This is a genomic window from Flavobacterium sp. (assembly GCF_036782315.1).
Taxonomy (GTDB): domain Bacteria; phylum Bacteroidota; class Bacteroidia; order Flavobacteriales; family Flavobacteriaceae; genus Flavobacterium.
Genome location: NZ_DAIPZK010000007.1, coordinates 69,723 through 92,797, shown reverse-complemented (window position 1 = coordinate 92,797; position 23,075 = coordinate 69,723). Strand labels below are relative to the sequence as shown.

Below are 23,075 nucleotides of genomic sequence, written 5' to 3'. Positions count from 1 at the left end.
AAATTTAAAATTAGTTATTTATTCTTCTTCAGGATTTTATAATCTTCATAGCATGCACTAATGGCATCCATGATTTGTAAATCGTTAGCAGTTTGAATAAAATATTCTGAGTAGTTACAGTTTTGAAGTATTAAAGGAATGTCATCTTTATTGATTTCTAATAAAGCAGCTAATGTTTCTCTATCAAATTTGGTAGCTAAAAGATTTCTAACGGTATCGTCTTTTTTCATTTCTTTAAGCTTTTTCATTTCTTTAGAACGTTTTCCAAATATATTATATAAGAAATCCGCTGGATTTGATATTGAACCTAAAACTTTTGCTATTGCACCAGGTTTATATTCACCACCTTCGTAGCCTGCTTTTAACCCTGAAATACTGTATCTATAGGAATCATCTGACACTGGTATTAATTTGGTGTCAACTTCCATATAACCTGTTAAATTATATTTAGCTACCACCACTTCCTCTAACACATAGGTTTTTTCAGTAAGGTAAATTTTGGTAGGATTTTGCTTTATCCAGTCATTTGTTACTTTTACTTTAACGGTTTCATATCCTATGTACGTGAATAATAAAGTATCATTTAATTTAGCACCTATTTCAAATGTTCCACTAGGCGATGTAATAGTTCCTTTAACACGTGAAGCATTAACTACGTGAACATTTCCCATAGGTAATTTTGTTTCACTATGAATTACGGTTCCTTTTATGTTTTTTACCAAGGTATCATTTTGGGAAAAACCAAGAAAAGAAAATAAAGTAAATAAAAAAACTACAAAATATTTCATGCTTAATTTAACTGATTCAAAAATACGAATCTAAACATGATATTTTGTAGTTTTTTTTAAATTTATAAGAAAATTAACGAAAATTGTTAACTTCTTCTTGGTCTTCTTGGTCTTGATGAATCAGTTGTATTCTCAGAACGTCTTGGAGCACCTTCTCTTCTTGAAGAAGAACTACCTCTTTCTCCTCTAAAGCCTCCTTCTCTACCACCTTCTCTTCTTGGAGATGAACCTTTGTCGCTTCTAAAGCCACCTTCTCTTCTTGGCGCTGAACCACTTCTTTCTCCTCTAAATCCGCCTTCGCGTCTTCCACCACCAGAATTTCTTCCATTATGGTCGCGTCTTGAACTGCTTCCGCCATCATTTTTAGAGATTTCCACATTGATTCTTCTTCCATTTAATTCAAATCCGTTTAAGGTTTCCATCACTTTTTCAGTATGTTCACCATCGGTATTGAAGAAAGAGAATCCTTCTTTAACGTCTACTTTAAATACGTCATCACGACCTAATTCTAAAGTTTCTTTTAAGAAGTCTTTTAACTGCATCCAATCGAAATCGTCTCTTGCGCCAATATTAATGAAATAACGAACAGGATCGCCCGCTCTAATTTCTCTTGGTTCTGAACTTCTTTCGCTTTTTTCTGAAGCAATATCGCGTTTCTTTTTGTAGTAGTTTAAGAATCTATTGAATTCTACCGATACCATTCTTTTTATTAATTCTTCTTTCGATAAATCTTGGAAAACTTCATAAATAGCAGGTAAGTAATTGTCAATTTCATGATCTACTTCAGTATCGTGAATTTTATTTGCTAAATGTAATAACTGAATTTCGCAGATTTCAATTCCAGAAGGAATCGTTTTTTCTTCAAACTTTTGTTTGATGATACGTTCAATAGAGTGAATTTTTCTCAATTCACTTTTCGTAACGATTACAATTGAAGTTCCTAATTTTCCAGCTCTACCGGTTCTTCCTGAACGGTGATTGTAGGTTTCAATTTCGTCAGGTAATTGATAGTTAACCACATGTGTTACATTGTCAACGTCAATTCCACGAGCTGCAACGTCTGTAGCAACTAACATTTGAATTTGACGACCACGGAACGATTTCATTACGCCATCACGTTGTGCTTGCGATAAATCTCCATGTAAAGCTGCAGCATTGTAACCATCTTCGATTAATTTTTCTGCAACGGCTTGTGTGTCACGTTTTGTTCTACAGAAAACTACTGAAAAAATATCAGGATTAGCATCTGCTAAACGTTTCAAAGCTTCATAACGATCTCTTGCATTTACTACGTAATATTCGTGAGAAACGGTAGCCGAACCTGAATTTTTGTGTCCAACCGTAATTTCTTCTGGGTTGTGCATGAATTGTTTTGCAATACGTGCTACTTCTGCAGGCATTGTTGCGGAGAATAACCAAGTGTTTTTCTCGTCTGGTGTGTCCGATAAAATGGAACAAATGTCTTCGTAGAACCCCATATTTAACATTTCATCTGCCTCATCTAAGATACAGAAATCGATGTTTTTAATGTTTACAAGACCTCTGTTAATCATGTCTTGCATTCTACCTGGTGTTGCCACAATAATTTGGGCACCACGTTTTACTTCTCTAGCTTGTTCTGTAATGCTTGCACCACCATAAACAGCTACGGTATGTAAACCTTTGATGTACTTAGAGTACAATTTAATTTCGTTGGTGATTTGTAAGCATAACTCACGCGTTGGCGATAAAATTAATGCTTGTGTATTTCTGTTTTCAGCATCAATTTTTTGAATTAGTGGAAAACCAAAAGCTGCGGTTTTTCCTGTTCCTGTTTGCGCTAAGGCTACTAAGTCTGTGTTTTGTTCCAATAGTACTGGAATCGCTTTTTCTTGCACTTCTGACGGATTCTCAAATCCTAGATCTTTAATCGCCAGCAGTAGCGACTCATTCAATCCTAATTGTTCAAATTTATTCATATATTATTTTAAATTGGGTGCAAAGGTACGCTTTAAAAGTTAGATTAACTAATTTGTTAATTATTGATTTTCAATTTGTTATGTTTTTAATGTTTTTCACATATTTTACAAAAAATGTTTTAAAGTAAAATTGAAAGAAAAAAAATGTATCAAAATGAAGTACTTTTGTAGGAAATAATGCGACATGTTTGAACTTTTAGATGTTACAGGAACTCTAGTATTTGCCATTTCAGGCGCTTTAACAGCCATTTATAAGAAATTGGACTTGTTTGGGGTGTATTGTATTGCTTTTGTGACGGCTTTAGGGGGTGGAACCGTTCGAGATGTATTAATAGGAAGAACACCAGTAGGATGGATGTTAGATATTGATTACGTTTATATCATTACAATTGGTTTTTTACTTTCAATAATATTCAATCGTTATTTAGAGCGTTTGCGTATTTCGATGTTTTTGTTTGATACCATTGGTTTAGGTGTTTTTACTTTAATTGGTTTAGAAAAAGGCATTGAATTTGGATTAAGTCCCGTAATTTGTGTTATTTTAGGAACTTTAACCGCAACTTTTGGAGGTGTTATTCGCGATATCTTGTGTAATGAAATTCCAGTTTTATTTCGAAAAGAAATTTATGCAACATTGTGTATTGCTGGGGGAATTCTGTTTTTTCTTTTACAAGAATTACAAATTCAAAGTGAAATTATTTCATTAACGGTTGCAATTTTCATCATTACATTTCGATTAATTGCTTTTAAATACAATTGGAGTTTACCTATTGGCTCTGTTTTTGTAAAAAAAGAATAAGTTCTTTTACTGCAATTCCTCTGTGACTAATGGTTGATTTTTCTTCCATGGTTAATTCGGCAAAAGTTTTGTCGTATCCATCTGCAACAAAAATAGGATCATACCCAAAACCATTGGTTCCAATTTTTTCTTCGATGATTTTTCCGTTAATAATTCCAGTAAATAAGTTTTGTTTACCATTAAGATTTAATGCAATCACCGTTTTAAAATTTGCTTTTCTGTTCGATTGGTCTTTTAATTCTAATAAAAGCTTATCCATATTATTGTTTGCATCTTTTTGTTCACCTGCATATCGAGCCGAATAAACTCCTGGAGCACCATTTAAAGCCTCAACTTCTAAACCTGTATCGTCAGCAAAACAATCATAACCATATTTCTCGGTAACATAATTTGCTTTTAAAACAGCATTTCCTTCTATGGTATCAGCAGTTTCAGGAATATCTTCTAAACAACCAATATCTTCTAAACTTAGAATTTTTATAGTTGCAGGAACTAAAGCCTGAATTTCCTGAATTTTATTTTTATTGTTTGATGCAAATACGAGTTTCATGAAAATATTTTTGAAAAGACAAATATAAGAAATGTATAAAAAGCAAAAAGTCGAGGTGGAGCCCCCGACTTTTAAGGTGAACGTGTAACCACATTGCTGTGCGTTCGGTGCAAATGTAAGTCCATTTTTGCAATAAACAAGTTTTTTTTAATTTAATTTAAAAAGTTGGTGATAATCATTCGATAAAAACTTTTTTCTTTATACTTTTGCTTCGTTTTTAACACCTATTATATCATGGTAAAAGATTTATTCGAAAGAATTCAAAACAATAAAGGTCCATTAGGAAAATGGGCATCTCAAGCAGAAGGATACTATGTTTTTCCAAAATTAGAAGGCGAATTAGGTCCAAGAATGATGTTCCACGGAAAGAAAATTTTAAACTGGAGTATCAATGATTATTTAGGATTAGCCAATCATCCAGAAGTTAGAAAAGCTGACGAAGAGGCAGCAAAACAATACGGAGCAGCTTACCCAATGGGCGCTCGTATGATGAGCGGTCATACTAATTACCACGAACAATTAGAAAAAGAATTAGCTGCTTTTGTAATGAAAGAAGCCGCTTATTTATTAAATTTTGGTTATCAAGGAATGGTGTCAATTATTGATGCTTTGGTATCTAAAAATGATATCATTGTTTATGATGTAGATTCTCATGCGTGTATCATAGACGGTGTACGTTTACACATGGGAAAACGTTTTACATACAAACACAATGATTTGGAAAGTATGGAGAAAAATCTTCAGAGAGCTACTAAAATGGCTGAAGAAACTGGAGGTGGAATTTTATTTATTACAGAAGGTGTTTTTGGAATGCGTGGACAACAAGGTAAACTAAAAGAAATTGTTGCTTTGAAAGAAAAATACAATTTCCGTTTGTTAGTTGACGATGCACACGGTTTTGGAACACTTGGTAAAACAGGAGCAGGAGCAGGAGAAGAGCAAGGTTGTCAAGATGGTATTGATGTTTATTTCTCAACTTTTGCAAAATCAATGGCTAATATTGGAGCTTTCGTAGCAGCTGATAAAGATGTTATTGATTACTTAAAATACAATTTACGTTCTCAAATGTTTGCAAAAGCATTACCAATGATTCAAACTATTGGTTCTTTAAAACGTTTAGAATTATTGCGTAATTCATCTTCCATCAAAGATAAATTATGGGAAAACGTAAATGCATTACAAAACGGATTAAAAGAAAGAGGATTTAATATTGGAGATACGAATACTTGTATTACCCCAGTATATTTAGAAGGTTCTATTCCTGAAGCTATGGTTATGGTGAATGACTTACGTGAAAACTACGGAATTTTCCTTTCTATTGTAGTATATCCAGTAATTCCAAAAGGAATTATCTTATTGAGAATGATTCCTACAGCTTCTCATACAATTGAAGATATCAATGAAACTTTAGCAGCATTTGAAGCTATCCGTGAAAAATTAGAAAACGGAACATATAAGCAAATTGCTGAAGCGAATGTTGTAAACATGGAACAATAAAATAAATTTGTATAAATAGTAAAGCCTTTCGTTTGAAAGGCTTTTTTTATATGTTTTTACTAAATGTACATCTTCTTTTATTAATTCTGGAATTAAAGTTTTTCCATAAGTTGTGCATGGCGTGATTTTCTTCTAATTCTGGAGTTCGTATGCAAGTTGTAATATTTTTAGATTTAAAAACTTTATAATATTCTTCAAAAATAATAGCAGTAACTCCTTTATTTTGATATTCAGGCAGTACACCAATCAAATAAAAAACGACTTCTTTTGAATTCTTTTTGGCTTGCAGTAAATGCCACCAACCCAAAGGGAATAATTTACCGTTGGCTTTTTGTAAAGCATCAGCAAAATTTGGCATTACAATCGTAAAAGCTATCATTCTATTGTTTTCATCCATTATGAATTTTATATATTCAGGATTAATGAAGCTGATGTGTTTCTTTTTAATGTAATCAATCTGTTCTTGAGAAACCGCTACAAATGATTGTAATTTAGCATAGGTTTCATTAAATAATTCAAACATTTGATCTACATAAGGCATGATTTCAGAAGTCAATTTAAAGTTAAGAGTCTTCAATTTGTATCTATCTTGAATCATTTTGCTGGCTCTTAAAAAAGGTTCTGGATTTACATCAAAAAAAGAGAAAACACTTTCTTGATATTCCTTTTCTACACTTAAACCTAATTGTTTAAAATGCTCTTTGTAGTATGGCTTACTATACCAAGTAATCATATTTCCTTTTTCTTCAAAACCTTCGGTAAGTGCGCCTACTTTATCTAGATTTGAAAATCCAATTGGGCCTTCCATTTGGGTTAAACCGTGCTTTTTTCCTAATTCTTCTACTTTTGATAAAAGTGCTCGGGTAACTTCAATGTCATCAATTGCATCAAACCAACCAAATCTAACTTTTTGCTTTCCTAATAAATTAACTTCATCCCAATTGATAATTGTGGCTAATTTTCCAACAATTTTATTTTCTTTGTAAGCCAAAAACAAATGACATTCCGCTTTTAAAAGTGAAGGATTTTTTTTTGCATCAAAAGTCTCCATTTCTTCACTAATCAAAGGCGGAATCCAATTGGAATTGTCTTTGAAAAGTTCAAAAGAAAACAACACAAAATCCTTAATTTCTTTTTGAGTTTTAGCTTCTTTTATTGTTATCATATTATTCAACTGCGTCTTTTCTTTTTTTGGATTCTTTCTCTGCTTTTTTCTTCATTTTTTTATCCGTTTTGCTTTCTGTTCCAGGTTTTGCAAGTTGCACCTCTTTGTATTGATCAGCAAAACGCCAAGAAAATCCAATACCAGCATTTAATAATCCAGGCGTATCTTTTATATTTTTACCAATAGAAGCATCTACTTGCATGTGTTTGTCAAATAAAAAGGCTGCACCAATTCTGAAAACACCATCACTATAATAATCGCCCATATAGCCTTGGTTTTCAATAAATCCTGACCATTTTGCATTAAATCCTCTGGTTAAAGTTAAAATGTAGTTGATAGTTGCGAAATCGGTTCCTATTTTATCATACGTTAAGTTCGTAACTAATACCCATCTTCCACCAAAATGATTTTGAGCAATTGCTGTTACTTTTGGACTAAAACTAGGTTCTTCAATATTAGCTGGGGCATAATTGAAAGGATTATCGCCCACTTTAAAATTGGCTCCAGCATACATAGCAAATGCCGGAATAAATTGTCTCCATTTGAATCTATGATTGGCTTTCCAACTATACAAATTAGGCTTTTCTTCATAATTTTTAAAAGGATCATAAATAAGATATTTAGCTCCTAAAGTTAATTGTTTAAAGCCATTTCTTCCTTCTTCATACGCCCCCGAAGTAAGCTTATCATTTTGGTATTGAATCTCACCAATTACTTCCAATTCTTCTTTCCAAACACCATAACGTAAAACTAATTCGCCCATAAAACCTTTAGCTTGGTAGTTTAACAGGTTGTGGTCTTCATTTAAATACATAACGCCTGTTTCTGTTTGGATGATTTTTTTTCCTACAGCAAAAGCCATCATTGATTTTCCTGGACGATTCGAATTAATTTCATCTGTAAATTGCGCAAATGAAATTTGTGATGTAATTCCGAAAAGTAAAATAAAAAGTGCTTGAATTGATTTCATACAAAAAGATTTATCTCCAAAAATAGTTATTTTATCATAATTTTATGAAACAATTTTGAAGTTTTCCCAACCAATATCTGTATTTTTGAATTTTAAAATTTATTAGCATGGAAATGGCTTCATTTACAGGATTGATAAAAACTTTATTTTATATCATTCTGTTTTATTATCTGTTCAAATTTGCAGTTCGAATTTTTGCTCCAATTTTAATGCAAAAGGCTGTAAACAAGATGCAAGAAAAAATGCAAGAACAGTATAGACAACAACAAGAACAACAATATAAAGCTTCTCAATCTACAACTTCAGCTCCTAAACCAAAAAAAGAAGTAGGAGAATATATTGATTACGAAGAAGTGAAATAATTATTAGTTCAAAAAGATTACACAAAGGGATATTGTAACAATATCCTTTTTTTAGTTACTTTAGCACCTTATTTATAGCATTGATATGAAGAACATAAAAGCATTTTATCCCCATTTATTAGTCGTAGTCGGGTTTATACTAGTTTCCTTATTCTACTTTTATCCTGTATTAAAAGGAGAAAAAATTTTCCAATCCGATATTGTGCAATATACCGGAATGGCAAAAGAACAAATCGATTTTAGAAAAGAAACAGGTGAAGAACCTTATTGGACCAACAGTGCTTTTGGAGGAATGCCAACCTATCAATTAGGAGCAAAATATCCAAATGATGTTATAGGTATGTTAGACGATGCATTACGCTTTTTACCACGTCCTGCGGATTATTTATTTCTATATTTCTTAGGTTTTTATGTGTTATTGATGGTATTAAAAGTAGATCCATTAAAAGCGTTTTTTGGAGCATTGGCTTTTGGATTATCTACCTATTTAATCATTATTTTAGGAGTTGGACACAATGCCAAAGCACATGCCATTGCTTATATGCCAATGGTAGTTGCCGGAGTTTTATTGGTATTCCAACGAAGATATATTGCTGGAGGCTTACTAACTATGGTGGCTGCTGCTTTAGAAATTAATGCAAATCACTTCCAAATGACGTATTATTTATTGCTTTTATTGGCAATAATTGCGGTTTATTATGTTGTAATTGCTGTTAAAAATAAAGAATTCAAAGAGTTAGGAAAAATTATTGGAGTTTTTGCCATTGCTGGAATTTTAGCCATCGGAGCGAATGCAACCAACCTAATTGCAACTTCTGAATATGCTAAATTTTCAACTCGTAATAACAGTGAATTAACTTTTAATCCAGATGGTTCACCAAAAACAGACAATAATGCAATGTCGTATGAATATATCACAGAATATAGTTATGGAATTGCAGAAAGTTTAAATCTAATTGCTCCAGGTCTTTTTGGAGGTTCTAACAACGAAAATTTAGGAGTTAAATCAGAAACATATCAAAATTTTGTAGCGCAAGGTTATCCGGCTGATCAAGTACAAGGTTTTGTAGAACATGCGCCAGCATATTGGGGAGCACAACCAATTGTTGCGGCACCAGCTTACATTGGAGTAGTAGTGTTTTTCTTATTTGTAATGGCATTTTTTGTTGAAAAAAGAAACATCAAATACTTATTTTTAGCAGGAGCAGTATTTTCATTATTACTTTCTTGGGGTAAGAATTTTAATGTTTTAACGGATTTCTTTATCAATTATGTTCCTTTATATGACAAATTTAGAGCGGTTTCCTCTATTCAAATAATTTTAGAATTGTGTGTGCCAGCTTTAGCGATTCTTGGGTTATACCAATTTTTCAAACAAGACGAAAAAGCAAAATGGAACGCTCTTTGGAAATCGGGAGCAATTACTTTCGGACTTTTAGTGGTTTTATTCTTGATTAAAGGAATGTTCAATTTTTCTGGAGCAAATGATGCCATGTATGCCCAAGCGTATGGAGATGAATTTATCCGAACTCTAAAATTAGACCGCGAAGCTTTATACACTTCAGATGTTTTACGTTCAATGTTGTTTGTAGGATTAACATTTGCCGTTTTATTCTTTTTTGTGAAAAATATAATTAAAGAATCCACAGCTATTATTGTGGTTGGAGTTTTAATGGTTTTCGATTTGTTTATGGTTGATAAACGTTATGTAAACAACAATCCAGATCAATTTAGAAGTGCTAGAGAAGTAGATATGCCATTTGAACCTACAGAAGCCGACCAAAGAATTCTAGCGGATACAACGCATTTTCGTGTTTTTGAAGTTGAAGGAGGAATGAGTAACGCAAGAACATCGTTTTTTCATAAATCGATTGGAGGTTATCATGCTGCGAAACCTAGAAGAATGCAACAATTGTTCGACTACCAAATTGCTAAAAACAACGTACGTGTATTAAACATGTTAAACGTAAAATACGTTATCCAATCGGATGAAAACGGACAAAAATTAGCATTGCAAAACCCTGCAGCGAATGGAAATGCTTGGTTTGTAGAGAGAATTAAGTTTGTGAATTCTGCCAATGAAGAAATGAAAGCTTTGGATAGTTTGGATAATAAGAATGAAGTGGTAATGAATGAAAGAAATTATGTTGATTATTTTAAAGGCACAAAATTTAATGGTGAATTTAAGAAAGATTCATTAGCTTCAATTCAATTGGTTGCCTATAAGCCAAATCATTTAAAATACGTTTCTAATAATAGTAATGAAGGCTTCGCAGTTTTCTCTGAAATGTATTATAAAAACGGTTGGAAAGCTACAATAGATGGAAAAGAGGTTGAAATTTTAAATGTAAACTACGTTTTAAGAGGTTTACAAATTCCAGCAGGAAAACACACTATCGAATTCAAGTTTGAACCAGAAGTAGTGAAAACAGGAAGTACAATCGCATTAATGAGTTCAATCGGAATGCTTTTATTGATTGGTGCTGGAGTTTATTTTGAGAGAAAGAAAAAGATTCAATATTAACGATTTTTGATTTTTGAACTTGAATATTTTGTAAATTTGAGAGAATATCTATCAAAGAAAATGGAGACAAAATTGAATCACGATAAACCCGAAAAGTTAGAAGCTAAGCGAATAGCTGAAGTAAAATCGCTCTCTTATATAGAACGATTAGAGCGATTAATGGCTATTATTGAGCTTTCTTATACTTTAAAAAATGCTCCCAAAATTTATCCCATTAAGAAATGATTGCACAAATTTTAAATATTTGGAAATCTTTTCAAAAACATAAGGTAAAGTACATCACTATTGGTGGTTTTGCTGTTAATATTTATGGATATAACCGAAATACCGGAGATTTAGATATTTTAATAGAAGATTCGATTGAAAATAGAAAAAATCTTAGAAAAGCGTTTGTTGAAATTGGTATAGGAGATTTTGAATCTATTGAAACGATACAATTTATTCCAGGCTGGACCGATTTTACATTAGACTTTGGACTTCGTTTAGATGTCATGACTTCTATAAAGGGTTTGGAGGATAAATCATTTGATTCTCTTTTGTCTGATGCTACAATTGTAATGATTGATGACATTCCTGTTAATTTTATTGATTATAAAAACCTAGTCATTGCAAAAAAAGCAACTAATAGACTTAAAGATCAACTGGATTTAGAAGAATTAGGAAAATTAAATGACAATATTGAATCTTAACTGAATTTTGAAAACCAAAAGAATACTCATCATATCGTATTACTGGCCACCAGCAGGAGGTCCAGGCGTACAGCGTTGGTTAAAATTTGTCAAATATTTACCTGATTTTAATATCGAACCTCATGTTTATATTCCAGAAAATCCAACGTATCCGTTGCTTGATGAGAAATTATTAAGTGAAGTTTCAGATAAAGCCATTATCATTAAACAACCGATTTTTGAACCTTACGGATTGGCTTCCGTTTTTTCAAAGAATAAGACAAAAAAAATTAGTTCAGGAATCATCCCGAATAAAAAAAAGCAATCCTTTGTGGAAAAAATGATGCTTTGGATTCGTGGTAACGTTTTTATTCCCGATGCAAGAGTTTTTTGGGTGAAACCTTCGGTTAAGTTTTTGAAAAAATATCTTCAAGAGAATCAAATAGATACTATAATAACGACTGGTCCGCCACATAGTTTACATTTGATTGGTTTGCAATTGAAAAAAGAACTAAACATTACTTGGTTGGCTGATTTTCGTGATCCTTGGACAACTATTGGGTATCACAAACAATTAAAATTGAGTTCTTGGGCAGCCAAAAAGCATAAAGATTTGGAAAAGGAAGTCATGAATACCTGTGACCGACTTTTAGTAACGTCACCAACTACAAAAACCGAGTTTGAAGCCATTACTTCAAAGCCAATCGAAGTAATCACAAATGGTTATGATGTGGAAAAAGTAGATAAAAAACCTATAGACGAAAAATTCACTTTGGCTCACATTGGTTCGTTTTTATCGGCTAGAAATCCGAGAATTTTGTGGAAAGCGTTGAAAGAATTAACCAAAGAAAATCCCGAATTCAAAAAACAGTTTCAATTAAAATTGATAGGAGCGGTGAGTGCTGAGGTGCTTCAAGCGATAAAAGAATTCAAGTTGGATAAATACGTGCATCATTTGGGATATTTGCCACACGATGCAGCTATTGTTGAACAACGCCGTTCACAAGTGTTATTACTTATCGAAATCGATTCAGAAGAAACCAAATGCATTATTCCAGGAAAATTATTTGAATATATGGTTTCAGAGCGACCAATTATCGCTATCGGACCAGAAAATGCTGATTTTGCTCAAATCATAAAAGAAACCAACACGGGAACTTTTTTTAAATATGACGAGTTAGAAGCTTTGAAAGCACAAATTCTTAATTATTTCGAACAATATCTACAAAATAATTTAAAAGTATATCCGGTGGGTTTACAACAATATAGCAGAAAATCATTAACGGAGAAATTAGCCAAACTTCTGAATTCTTAATTCTAAATTCATACCTCAAACATGGGAATTGTCATCAAACAATCGATTAAAAACACCATCATAACTTTTATTGGTTTTGGAATTGGTGCGGTTAATGTGATGTATATGTATCCTGTTTTTTTAGGTAAAGAATATTTAGGGTTAACCAATTATATTTTATCAGCGGCCAATATTTTATACCCAATTTTATCTTTTGGTATTCAAAACACTTTGATTAAATTTTTTAATGAAAACAACAAAACGGAGGAAGATTTGAGTAGCTATTTTACTTATATGCTCTTATTGCCGCTTTTTGTCATTATTCCCTTTTTTTGTTTGTTTTTTTACTTTTATGAAAATATTGCATTATATGAATCTACAAAAAATGCTATAGTTTTTAATTTTGTATGGGAAATACCTTTGATTGCCTTATTTATAGGTTATTTTGAAATTTTTTATGCATGGTTAAGAGCGCATATGAAATCAGTTTTTGGTTCATTTGTAAAAGAAGTTTTTATTCGAATTTTAGTTACTATTTCACTTTTTGCAGTATATTTCAAATGTATAACACTGCCTGAATTCGTTCACTCCCTAGTATTGATTTATGGAATTAGTTTGTTGGTTATTATTTACTATGCCAATAAAACTAAAAGAATTCAATTGAATAAGAAATTACCAAAACAAACAAAAGAAATTTTTGTTTTTACCATATTTATAATTTTATCTGCTAGTGTAGCCAATATGTTATTGGATATTGATAAGTATATGATTAATCAATTTTTGAAAATTGAAAATATTGCATTTTACTCTTTAGCGGTCTATTTAGCAATGGTAATTTCAGTTCCTCAAAGAGCAATGCATCAAATCACTTTTCCTATTACTGCTAAATTAATGAGTGAAAACAAATGGGAAGAGTTAAATGAGCTTTATAAAAAATCTTCTGTAACACTTCAAGTGATTGGAGGATTAATATATGTTGGAATTTTAGTAAATATCAAACAAATTTATGAATTCTTACCAGATGAAGGTTATGATAAAGGTTTGTTTGTGGTTTTTACCATTGGTTTGTCTAAGTATTTTGATGTTATTTTAGGAAACAACAATTCTATCATTTTTAATTCGAAATATTACAAAATGGTTTTGTTTTTAGGAGTTTTACTAGTTTTTGTAGTTGTTGGGTTGAATTTTATCTTTATTCCTTTGTATGGGATTAATGGAGCGGCTTTAGCAACATTAATTGCTATTGGAATGTATAGTTTAGCCAAATTGCTATTTGTAGTGCTTAAAATGAAGCTATTTCCGTTTACTAAAAATACGATTGTATCGTTAGTTTTGGCAATAATTACCTTTGGGGTTTTTTATTATTGGGATTTTAACTTTCATCCCTTTTTGAATATTATCTTGAAATCCATTTTAGTGACTATTTTCTACTTGGGACTGAGCTATTATTTAAAAATTTCTTCGGATATCAATTTTGTTATGAACTCTGTTTTCAAGAGAATTTGGAAGAAATAATAAAGATTTTTTTAATTTCTTCGATTTATTCAATTTGTGTTACAAATAAAGATTTTTAAAATTTAAAACAAAAAATCCTGCTTCATCTTCCCAGAATCCACAGGATTTAAAAACAAACTAACCAACCAATTATTATTTATTTTTCTTTATTTCTAAAGTTTCTCTTTTGATTTCTTTTACGTCATCATCAGTCATTTTGGCTTTAGAACCATCTTTTCTGTAGTAGTAATAGTCTTCATCGCTACCAAAATCATCATCGTAATCGTTTCCGTAACCATAACCACCATTTCCTCCAGAGTAAGTTCCTCTTGGGTTGTAAAAATAACTACTGTTTGCGTGGTTGATAAATCCATATACATCTACAATTCGTCCTCTTCTGTCGTAGATAATTCGCATATTTCCAACTCTTGTTACCGCAAAACTGTTATAACTCATGTAAATAGTTCCAATACGTTTTACTCTTCCAAAAGCGTCGTAGTTGATGTACACATTTCCTACGCGTCTTACTCTGCCAAAGTTATCATGTTCCACACGAATTCCTCTTTCCATTGGTTCGTAATATCCTCTGGTTCCCGGAGCTCCATTGGTTCCATTAACAGCGTATCTAGGTCCTGATGGTCTTGTATTGAAATCAAATTCTCCATTTGGAAACAACATAAACTCAATTCCACGTTCTCTGAAGATAATTGGCTCTGCATCTCTATAATCGATGTAATAACCTCTTCTGTTTGTGTTGTCAGAAAAAACAGGGTTTTCTGACGCATAAGCCATACTTCCTACCAGTATGAAGCTGGCTACTACTAAAAGTGTAATTTTTTTCATAATACAACAATTTAAAAGTTTAGCAACTTCATTTTAAAACTCGTTTCTAAAACGGTTGCTTGATTAGGTATTTCCAATTGCTGTGCCAAAGTCAAAAAAAGCGTTGTAAACGATTTGTTAATGAGTTGTTATTAATAAAAAAAGAACGCTAACATATTGATAGCGTTCTTTTTAATGTTAAATAAATTATTCTGAATTATTGACCTCCGTATCTTCTCATCATTTCTTCTTGCATTTGTTCTATACCTTCCATACCTAAAGTAGAGAATAAAAAGATAACATAGATTAAGTAAATAACTCCTAATGCAATTCCAATGATACTCAAAATTTTACCAATTTTTAAATTGTTATAGTTAGTATAAACACTTGGATTTTCCGCGTACAATTTTGCATCTTTATTAGCTAAAACTAATGCAATTACACCTAAAATGATACTAATTACACCATAACAACAACAAGTTAAAATTGAAAATATCCCTAAAATAAGGACAGCGGTAGCATTAGGTAATTTTTGATTTTCCATAAAATATAAAGTTTAATTGGTTACAGTGTTGAAATAAATTTTTATAAAATAAGCAATAATAATTACAGCTCCATTTAAAATAGCACTTGCTATGACTAATTTGTAATAGTTTCTTTTTTTATCTAAAAGATGAAGTGCTAAAAAAATAAAGAATAAAAATAAGGTATAAATCGCAGGAAACATTTTAAAGGCTTCCCAAAATTCACCCTCTAATAAAAAAGCAATGGCTCTTTGTGTTCCGCAACCCGGACATTCAACTCCAAAAAGTTGTTTGTTCATACAAGGTAACATATGTTCTTCCATAATGCTTTTTGTAGTTATTATTTGTTTCACAAGTTTACAAAAAAAAGTTCAAAAACAAATACTAATTTTAAAAACACTACTTTTGAAAACTTAATTTAAAATAAAAATTATGAAACAATTTTTATACATTTTGATGTTTGCTGCAGTCGGAATTTATGCTTTGATGGAACAATCAAAACCTGCTCCAAATCGATTTGTTATGATAGGAGCAATGGCTATATTTATGTTTGGATTATTTAGATTGATGAAAAAAATTCCATCTAAAAATGATGGGGAAAACGAAGAAGAAAATGATGCAGAAATTTGAAATAGGAGATAAGGTCGCAGTTTTAGACGACGATATTTCAGGAGTAGTAATTAAGGTGGAAAACGATAAAATTTCGATAGAAACTACTCATAATTTTGTGATGACATTTTTTGTCAACGAATTAGTTAAAATAAACAATTCTAATGAGTTAAGTGGTCTATTTTCAAGTAAAAGTTTAAATTCAGTTTTAAAGGATAAAGAAGAGCCAAAAAAACGTAGTTTTATCAAAGAAAAGCGTTCTCGCAAGGATGAATTTGTGTTAGAAGTCGATTTGCACATTGAAAAATTAGTACCTTCAAAACGCGGAATGAATAACTATGATATTCTCACCTTGCAAATGGAAACCGCAAAAAGACAACTCGATTTTGCTATCAAAAATAGGATGCCAAAAGTGGTATTTATTCATGGTGTTGGTGAAGGTGTTTTGAAAGCTGAATTAGACTTTATGTTAGGTCGATATGACAACATTTCGTTCCAAGATGCCAACTATCAAAAATATGGTTTAGGAGCCACAGAAGTTTATATTAAACAAAATGTAAAGTAAGATTTTGAGTTTCCAAATTCGTTTCTATTTTGTAATGAGGAAATAAAAAAAAGGACTACTCAAAATTGAATAGTCCTTTTACTTTTTAGGTTATTTTTATAAACTGGTTTCGTAATTTCCAAAAGTATATTCTATGAAACTAAACGAATTTGAACTTCCAGAAAAGTTTACATTTTTGAATTTGATGTTGTGTGTATATCCTGTAATTGTAACTCCGTCTATAGCATAAAGTGCATCTGTGACAATTTCTATAGTTCCGCCAGTGGCATTCCATTCGTTTTGTACGGTGGGTGATGCGGGGGGAATTGTAGAACAAATTGAGTTCGAATTAATATTTCCTGAGTAAATTCTGTAAATAATTTGATTCGATGCATTTACATTTACAACTCTTGGACTTCCATCAGGAGTTTCTTCATTGGCAAAACTTGCTGCAGGAATATTCAATAATAATAATTCGTCACCATTAATTTTAAAAATTAAGTTATTGTTGGTACATTTTTGTATTCCAACTGTATCAAAATTGAAAGACTCTAACGTAATATCTCCGTCATCACAAGCTTGTAGCATAAATACTGAAGCTACTAAAACAAAAAGTTTTTTCATTTATTCATCGAATTTATGCAACAAAAATAAAGGTTTTAATTTATTAATTTGCTAAAGTTTGTTAATTTCCACACGAATTGATTTATAAGATTTCTAAAATAAAATGATTTGTATCTTTGCCCTATGAAATGAGCACTTCCAGATTTTTAGTTTTTTTACCAATTTTCATGTGCGAATTACATTTGACCAATAAAAAACAATTGAAAGCCTCAAATGAAAAAAGTGTATTTAGATAACGCCGCAACAACGCCTATTCATCCAGAAGTTATTACTGCGATGGTAAATGTGCTTCAAAACGATTTTGGAAATCCATCTTCTACACACAGTTTTGGTAGAAGTGCCAAGACTTTGTTGGAATCGTCGCGTAAATCGATTGCTAAATTATTAAATGCACAAGCTTCTGAAATTATTTTCACCTCAAGCGCTACAGAAGCCACGAATTGGATTCTTACAAGCGCTGTGAAAGATTTAGGAATTAAACGCATTATTACGACTAAAATCGAACATCATGCTACGTTGCATACAGTCGAACATTTAGCTAAGGAATTCGGAATTCAAGTCGAATATGTTACTATTTTACCAAATGGAAACATCGATTATCATGATTTGGCTTCTAAATTGCACTCAGATGTTCCAACATTAGTATCATTAATCCACGTTAATAACGAAATAGGAACGATTTTAGACATTAAACGCGTTTCGGAGCTATGCAAGTATGCAAAAGCACTTTTTCATTGTGATACGGTACAATCTATTGGAAAAACGAATTTAGATGTACAAGAGTTAGGAATCGACTTTTTAGTAGCTTCTGCGCATAAATTTCATGGTCCAAAAGGAGTTGGGTTTGCCTACATCAAAAAGAATTCCATGTTACAACCCATGATTTTCGGAGGCGAGCAAGAAAAAGGCATGCGTGCCGGAACTGAAGCAGTACATCAAGTTGTAGGAATGGCAAAAGCACTAGAATTAGCTTATGAACATATAGAAAAAGACACCAATTACATTTCCGATTTAAAAAACTATTGCTTTTCAGAATTAAAAAAAGTATTTCCAGAAGTTAAAATCAATGGAGAAAACACGTTTTATAACCTTTTAAACGTTCAATTGCCTTTATCAGAAGAAAAGACTTCTATGTTGTTATTTACGCTGGATATGAAAGGAATTGCAGTTTCACGCGGAAGTGCTTGTCAAAGTGGAAGTATCAAACCATCGCACGTTTTAGCCGAATTTTTATCTTCAGAAGAGACAAAAAAACCTAGTTTACGCATCTCATTCAGTCATTTTAATACGAAAGAAGATATTGATTTGCTGGTGGAAGCTTTGAAAACAGCATAAACTAATAAATAATTATGATTAAAAATTTTCTTATTGTTCTTGTATTTGTTTTATCTGCATGTAATAATTCTGTTCAAGAAGTAGAAATAAAACAGGTTGAAAAGAAACGAATAATTAATGAAAACTTATTGTATTTTGATTATGAATTAATTAAAGATATTGATATTAATGATGAAAAAGAATCAGAGTTATATGAATTAGATAATCTTCAAGTTAATTATATTGAAGATGTAATTTATATTTCCGCTCTAATGAATAGAAATGCATGCGATCATTTTATAGCTGATTTCAAAATTAATGATAATCAATTAACACTTTTCTTAAAGAATGATTCTGAGGAACCTTGTATGTCAAACTCAAAATTTAAGATTAGAGTTTTAATCAAAAATCCTTCAAAGAAAAAATATAACGTTGTTTATAAGATAGAAAATTAATCTATTTATAAATAAAGCAATAATAACTACTACCGTCACTTCGAGTGATTTTTGAAAGGAAAAATGCTAATTTTTGCTTTTAAAAATTGTATCGAGAACTGTAGCAACGAATTTTCCTTATACAGTTCTCGATACATTTTGTATTTGTAAATCTGAGGCTTTCCAAATACAAAACACTCGAAATGACGTTGGTGGAATTTTGTTTTCATTTCACTTTTACAGTGTTTTTATTTTTAACTCGGTTACTTATAAACTAATAATAACCATTTCCATCACTTCGAGTGATTTTATATTTCAAAAAAAAACTTAGTTTTTGAAATATAAAATCGTATCGAGAACTTAGAACATAAAAAAAAACACGAATTACATCAATTAAACCATGTAATTCGTGTTAAATAAGTTATTCAGGAAACTACAATTTCCCCATATTTTGAGCCAATGTTTCAATAAATTTTGTGATTGGTCCTTTGATCATCATCGCCATCATTGGATTAAAATCGCCTTCAAAAGCTAATTGAACTTCTGTGTTTTCAGCGTCAATCGCGTTTAAGTTTCCAGTTAAGGTAAAAGGCAATTTACTTGAAGCTGCTCCTAAAACGATTTGTGAATTTGGAGTTCCACCTTTTTTAACCAATTTAATTTCTGGCATTCCTTTTAATCCGAATTCAAAGCAATTCTCGTCGATTACTTCAAATTTTGCGATATTTTCAGGCATTAATTTCTCGAAATTCTTTACGTCGTTCAAAGCGTTGAATAAATATTCAGCCGATTTTGCTACGTTTACTTTTGGACTTTCTAAGTTCATATTTTTTTGTTTATTGTTGATAGTTTATTGTTTGTGATTTAAACTTCTACATTCCATTCTGCAGGATTGGCGTTCCAAGCACTTAACGTTTTTAGTTCATTTTCTGAAACATATTGTTTGTCCACCGCTTTTTGCAATAAGTTTTCGTAATTACTTAACGTGAACACATCCAAATTTGCGGCTTCAAAACGTTCTTTTGATACTGGAAAACCATACGTAAAAATTGCCGCCATTCCTTTGATGTTGGCTCCTTCATTGCGTAAAGCTTCTACTGCTAATAAACTGCTTCCGCCCGTTGAAATCAAATCTTCAACAACTACCACATTTTGTCCTTTTTGCAAGAAACCTTCCACTTGATTTTGTCTTCCGTGTTTTTTTGGTTCTGGACGTACATACACAAAAGGTAATCCCATCGCTTCTGCCACTAAAATTCCGATTCCGATTGCGCCTGTTGCAACGCCTGCAATTACATCGGGCTTGCCAAATTTCTCTTCAATATGTTTGGCAAATTCATCGCGAATATAATTTCTAACCGCTGGAAATGAAAGAATTATGCGGTTATCACAATAAATCGGAGACTTCCAGCCTGAAGCCCACGTAAAAGGATTTTTAGAATTTAATTTAATTGCGTTTATTTGTAAAAGCAATTCGGCTGTTTGTTGGGCGGTATTGTTATTAAAAATCATATTGCAAATGTATAAAGTTTTTGTGAACGATAAGCCACTTTTTTTGACAAATCAAGTTCAAAAAGAGACCGATTTCAAACTTTTTTTGTTGGAAAGTGTTGATATCAAGAAGTTGATTGTTAAAATTTTTCAGAATAAAATTCAGAAAGCATTTCTGTATCATCCTGATGAAAAGTTAATCATGAAAACACTTCGTGCGAAATTACCTGTTGAAAAAGCGGGTGGTGGATTGGTTTACAACAAAAACGGTGATGTACTTTTTATTTTCAGAAACGGCAAATGGGATTTACCAAAAGGCGGCACCGAAAAAAATGAAACCATTGAAGAAACCGCTATTCGCGAAGTAGAAGAGGAAACCGGCGTAACTGGTTTAGCCATCACCGAAAAACTACAAAGAACCTACCATATTTTCAAAAGAAACGGTCGCTATAAACTAAAAATTACCCAATGGTTTGAAATGCGCACCAAATACGAAGGAACACCTCAAGGCCAAGCCGATGAAGGCATTGAACGAGTAGAATGGGTAAATCCAAAGGATATTAAGTTTTTATTGGAGAACTCGTACGAGAATATTAAGTTGTTGTTTGAAGCAGAGAAGGTGGTTTGATTTTAAAAAATTTAAGAATTATAAATTAAATAAAAATTTAAAAAAAATGACAATTGAAGAGATTGAAAATGCAATTTTAAAAGTCGATGGAATTCAAGGAATGACAGTAAATGAAAGGCTTTATGTTTGTGGTTTAATGGATGAATTTGATGATTCACTAATTAATGATAAAGACAAGGCACGATTGATATTAGAACTTTTAAAAGTTGACCAATTGTCAATAGAAAAAATTCTTAACAATTAAGCATTTTAGTTTTAAGTCAATTTTTTTCTCTTTACTCTAATTAATCCTATAAACTGGATACTGCAAATGCGCTTTCTCATAATAAGGTGATTGTCTGTACACCCAATCCAATTGAGCAGCGCCGTTTTCAGCGAAAGCTTTGTCGTTTTGTTTCTTTTGTTCTAATTCGGCTTTGATTTTTGGGTTTTTATCTAAAAATTCTTTCGCTAAATCTTCAAAAACATAACTCGAAAAATATTCTTTTTGTTGCAAAATTGGATCAAAGAAGTTCCAATTGAAATAACTGTCCACCGCTTCTGGTTCTAAGGTTTCTACTAAATATTTCACGCCTAGTTGATTCGTATAAAATACATAATCACCCATGAAAAATTTTACTTTTTGAGTTGATTTGGAGACTTTTGTATTGTAATGTGCGTAATGTCCTTCGTAAGGTGATTTTGAGGTTTGATAACTTTCAATTTTATACGATTCTACTTCCATAATCGTGTCTTTTTGGATACGATGTGCATTGATATTGTTCAATTTCAAGATATCCAATACTTGCCATTGCGATTGCGGAATAACATACGCTTTCGGAATATTTACAAATTTCGTAGGTTTATAATTGCCATAAAACGGAATTTTCTTGGTAAACGGTTTGCTTTTGTCGTAAAACAATCGGTCTTTTCCTGAAATATCACTTGGTTTGTATCCGCCTTGATAGCCTTTAAAATCAATATAAGACACTTTTGTAGAATCAATTGCCCAATCTAATGGATATGACATTCCAACTTGATATTCGTTCAAAGCATCTTTTCGCATTTGCTTGATTTTTTGCCAATTTGTATCAGCGAAATTAATCGTGCTGACCATAAATTCGTAGGTAACTTTCACTCGTTCTTTGTAGACTTTCAACATGTGCGTTTCTGGAACAAATCCTAAAGTGTGGAATAATGTCGAATAACCTGTCGCATATCTTGGTGTATCGGTAAATTGCTCAAAACCTTTATCAGGCGTAGTGCTGTGCACATTCACATACGGAACTACATCGATTTTCTTTTTGTTCATGTCTTTCACCACCGAAGGATACAATTCGTTGATGAAATAATTCCCTAATTTGTTTCCCAAACGTTCATGTTGGGTGGCAATACAAGTAAACGTATATTGATAATCTGCACCATTTGAAACGTGATTGTCTAAGAAAATATCAGGATTTAATTCGGTAAACAACTTTTGAAAACTTCTTGAGTTCTTCGTGTCTGATTTAATAAAATCGCGATTCAAATCGTAATTTCGAGCATTTCCTCTAAAACCATATTCTTCAGGTCCGTTTTGATTGGCTCTGGAATGCGAATTTCGGTTCAACATTCCACCCACACTATACACCGGAATAGCTGCAATTAAAGTGTTTTTAGCCGTTTTGATTTTTCCCATGGCCAAATCTCGAATTAACATCATGGTAGCGTCAATTCCGTCAGGTTCACCTGCGTGAATGCCGTTGTTGATTAAAATTACGGCTTTATTTTTAGTAAAATATTCATCAAAATCAAATTTTCCTTCGCTTGAAAATAATACTAAATGCAAAGGTTTTCCGCTATCTGTGGTGCCTTTTTGAATCATTTGGATGTTAGCAAAACTTTCATCTAATTTTTCATAAAACGCAATACATTCTTCATAAGTAGTAGATTGATTGCCATTGCCTCGTTCAAATGGGGTGATGAATTTGTTTTGTGAAAATACCGAAATCGAGAAGAAAAGAAAACTTATTTTTAAAAAACGCATAGTTGAGTTTG

The 23,075-nt window shown here is 31.8% G+C and carries 26 protein-coding genes; 14 read left to right on the top strand and 12 right to left on the bottom strand.

Going from position 1 to position 23,075, the window contains the following annotated elements:
- Positions 1-14 precede the first annotated feature (14 nt).
- Both V7P59_RS07720 and V7P59_RS07715 read right to left on the bottom strand, forming a co-directional pair.
- Positions 15-788, bottom strand: coding sequence for a carboxypeptidase-like regulatory domain-containing protein (locus tag V7P59_RS07720; protein ID WP_333809585.1), 774 nt, complete (start codon positions 786-788; stop codon positions 15-17).
- Positions 789-874: 86 nt separating this feature from the next.
- Positions 875-2,746 carry a DEAD/DEAH box helicase gene (locus V7P59_RS07715; protein ID WP_333809584.1) on the bottom strand — a complete coding sequence of 624 codons (1,872 nt, stop codon included), beginning with the start codon at positions 2,744-2,746 and terminating at the stop codon, positions 875-877.
- A 184-nt stretch (positions 2,747-2,930) separates the two neighbouring features.
- Between V7P59_RS07715 and V7P59_RS07710 the strand changes: the two genes are divergently transcribed.
- Positions 2,931-3,545: a trimeric intracellular cation channel family protein gene (locus tag V7P59_RS07710; RefSeq protein ID WP_333809583.1), complete on the top strand. Its 615-nt coding sequence runs from the start codon at positions 2,931-2,933 to the stop codon at positions 3,543-3,545.
- On the opposite strand, the gene V7P59_RS07705 is transcribed toward V7P59_RS07710, so the two are convergent.
- Positions 3,514-4,095 carry a non-canonical purine NTP diphosphatase gene (locus V7P59_RS07705; RefSeq protein WP_333809582.1) on the bottom strand — a complete coding sequence of 194 codons (582 nt, stop codon included), beginning with the start codon at positions 4,093-4,095 and terminating at the stop codon, positions 3,514-3,516. The genes V7P59_RS07710 and V7P59_RS07705 overlap by 32 nt on opposite strands.
- A 234-nt stretch (positions 4,096-4,329) precedes the next feature.
- Here V7P59_RS07705 and V7P59_RS07700 point away from each other — a divergent pair, with 234 nt between their 5' ends.
- Complete coding sequence (locus V7P59_RS07700; protein ID WP_333809581.1) at positions 4,330-5,592, top strand: aminotransferase class I/II-fold pyridoxal phosphate-dependent enzyme; 1,263 nt, start codon at positions 4,330-4,332, stop codon at positions 5,590-5,592.
- 46 nt (positions 5,593-5,638) lie between these two features.
- Here the strand turns inward: V7P59_RS07700 and V7P59_RS07695 are convergent, their stop codons facing one another.
- Together V7P59_RS07695 and V7P59_RS07690 are read right to left on the bottom strand one after the other, a co-directional pair.
- Positions 5,639-6,757, bottom strand: coding sequence for a GTP cyclohydrolase (locus tag V7P59_RS07695; protein ID WP_333809580.1), 1,119 nt, complete (start codon positions 6,755-6,757; stop codon positions 5,639-5,641).
- A 1-nt stretch (position 6,758) separates the two neighbouring features.
- Positions 6,759-7,727, bottom strand: a complete 969-nt coding sequence (locus V7P59_RS07690; protein ID WP_333809579.1) for a transporter — start codon at positions 7,725-7,727, stop codon at positions 6,759-6,761.
- Between the two features lie 107 nt (positions 7,728-7,834).
- Between V7P59_RS07690 and V7P59_RS07685 the strand changes: the two genes are divergently transcribed.
- The 6 genes from V7P59_RS07685 to V7P59_RS07660 all read left to right on the top strand — a co-directional run bounded on the left by V7P59_RS07685 (position 7,835) and on the right by V7P59_RS07660 (position 14,090).
- Complete coding sequence (locus V7P59_RS07685) at positions 7,835-8,089, top strand: DUF4834 domain-containing protein (protein WP_333809578.1); 255 nt, start codon at positions 7,835-7,837, stop codon at positions 8,087-8,089.
- Between the two features lie 85 nt (positions 8,090-8,174).
- On the top strand, positions 8,175-10,613 hold the full coding sequence (locus tag V7P59_RS07680; RefSeq protein ID WP_333809577.1) for a YfhO family protein: 2,439 nt from the start codon (positions 8,175-8,177) through the stop codon (positions 10,611-10,613).
- Between the two features lie 60 nt (positions 10,614-10,673).
- Complete coding sequence (locus V7P59_RS07675; RefSeq protein ID WP_333809576.1) at positions 10,674-10,838, top strand: hypothetical protein; 165 nt, start codon at positions 10,674-10,676, stop codon at positions 10,836-10,838.
- Positions 10,835-11,302 carry a hypothetical protein gene (locus V7P59_RS07670; protein ID WP_333809575.1) on the top strand — a complete coding sequence of 156 codons (468 nt, stop codon included), beginning with the start codon at positions 10,835-10,837 and terminating at the stop codon, positions 11,300-11,302. The genes V7P59_RS07675 and V7P59_RS07670 overlap by 4 nt, the downstream gene beginning before the upstream one ends.
- A gap of 7 nt (positions 11,303-11,309) precedes the next feature.
- A complete protein-coding gene (locus V7P59_RS07665; RefSeq protein ID WP_333809574.1) occupies positions 11,310-12,596 on the top strand; it encodes a glycosyltransferase family 4 protein in 1,287 nt (428 codons plus the stop codon).
- Positions 12,597-12,617: 21 nt separating this feature from the next.
- Positions 12,618-14,090: a lipopolysaccharide biosynthesis protein gene (locus V7P59_RS07660; protein ID WP_333809573.1), complete on the top strand. Its 1,473-nt coding sequence runs from the start codon at positions 12,618-12,620 to the stop codon at positions 14,088-14,090.
- Positions 14,091-14,222: 132 nt separating this feature from the next.
- Here V7P59_RS07660 and V7P59_RS07655 read toward each other — a convergent pair whose 3' ends face one another.
- The 3 genes from V7P59_RS07655 to V7P59_RS07645 form a co-directional block, all read right to left on the bottom strand.
- The gene (locus V7P59_RS07655; RefSeq protein WP_333809572.1) at positions 14,223-14,912 is read right to left on the bottom strand and encodes a hypothetical protein; all 690 of its coding nucleotides are present in this window, start codon (positions 14,910-14,912) and stop codon (positions 14,223-14,225) included.
- 196 nt (positions 14,913-15,108) lie between these two features.
- Positions 15,109-15,435 (bottom strand): CCC motif membrane protein, encoded by a 327-nt coding sequence (locus V7P59_RS07650; RefSeq protein ID WP_333809571.1) that lies wholly within the window; start codon positions 15,433-15,435, stop codon positions 15,109-15,111.
- 12 nt (positions 15,436-15,447) lie between these two features.
- Positions 15,448-15,738: a DUF2752 domain-containing protein gene (locus V7P59_RS07645; RefSeq protein WP_333809570.1), complete on the bottom strand. Its 291-nt coding sequence runs from the start codon at positions 15,736-15,738 to the stop codon at positions 15,448-15,450.
- A 109-nt stretch (positions 15,739-15,847) separates the two neighbouring features.
- Between V7P59_RS07645 and V7P59_RS07640 the strand changes: the two genes are divergently transcribed.
- A complete protein-coding gene (locus V7P59_RS07640) occupies positions 15,848-16,045 on the top strand; it encodes a hypothetical protein (protein ID WP_333809569.1) in 198 nt (65 codons plus the stop codon).
- Complete coding sequence (locus V7P59_RS07635; RefSeq protein WP_333809568.1) at positions 16,029-16,589, top strand: Smr/MutS family protein; 561 nt, start codon at positions 16,029-16,031, stop codon at positions 16,587-16,589. The genes V7P59_RS07640 and V7P59_RS07635 overlap by 17 nt, the downstream gene beginning before the upstream one ends.
- A gap of 96 nt (positions 16,590-16,685) precedes the next feature.
- Here the strand turns inward: V7P59_RS07635 and V7P59_RS07630 are convergent, their stop codons facing one another.
- Entirely contained in the window at positions 16,686-17,192 is a 507-nt protein-coding gene (locus V7P59_RS07630) for a hypothetical protein (protein WP_333809567.1), read from the bottom strand.
- A gap of 213 nt (positions 17,193-17,405) precedes the next feature.
- Here V7P59_RS07630 and V7P59_RS07625 point away from each other — a divergent pair, with 213 nt between their 5' ends.
- On the top strand, positions 17,406-18,527 hold the full coding sequence (locus V7P59_RS07625) for a cysteine desulfurase family protein (RefSeq protein WP_333809566.1): 1,122 nt from the start codon (positions 17,406-17,408) through the stop codon (positions 18,525-18,527).
- A 14-nt stretch (positions 18,528-18,541) separates the two neighbouring features.
- Positions 18,542-18,961: a hypothetical protein gene (locus tag V7P59_RS07620; RefSeq protein WP_333809565.1), complete on the top strand. Its 420-nt coding sequence runs from the start codon at positions 18,542-18,544 to the stop codon at positions 18,959-18,961.
- Positions 18,962-19,373: 412 nt separating this feature from the next.
- Here the strand turns inward: V7P59_RS07620 and V7P59_RS07615 are convergent, their stop codons facing one another.
- Complete coding sequence (locus V7P59_RS07615; RefSeq protein ID WP_333809564.1) at positions 19,374-19,766, bottom strand: SRPBCC family protein; 393 nt, start codon at positions 19,764-19,766, stop codon at positions 19,374-19,376.
- Between the two features lie 38 nt (positions 19,767-19,804).
- Complete coding sequence (gene pyrE, locus V7P59_RS07610; protein ID WP_333809563.1) at positions 19,805-20,452, bottom strand: orotate phosphoribosyltransferase; 648 nt, start codon at positions 20,450-20,452, stop codon at positions 19,805-19,807.
- Positions 20,453-20,459: 7 nt separating this feature from the next.
- Here pyrE and V7P59_RS07605 point away from each other — a divergent pair, with 7 nt between their 5' ends.
- Positions 20,460-21,059, top strand: a complete 600-nt coding sequence (locus V7P59_RS07605) for an NUDIX hydrolase (RefSeq protein WP_333809562.1) — start codon at positions 20,460-20,462, stop codon at positions 21,057-21,059.
- A 46-nt stretch (positions 21,060-21,105) separates the two neighbouring features.
- Positions 21,106-21,303: a hypothetical protein gene (locus V7P59_RS07600; RefSeq protein WP_333809561.1), complete on the top strand. Its 198-nt coding sequence runs from the start codon at positions 21,106-21,108 to the stop codon at positions 21,301-21,303.
- A gap of 36 nt (positions 21,304-21,339) precedes the next feature.
- Here V7P59_RS07600 and V7P59_RS07595 read toward each other — a convergent pair whose 3' ends face one another.
- Positions 21,340-23,064 carry a M14 family zinc carboxypeptidase gene (locus V7P59_RS07595; RefSeq protein ID WP_333809560.1) on the bottom strand — a complete coding sequence of 575 codons (1,725 nt, stop codon included), beginning with the start codon at positions 23,062-23,064 and terminating at the stop codon, positions 21,340-21,342.
- Between the last annotated feature and the right edge of the window lie 11 nt (positions 23,065-23,075).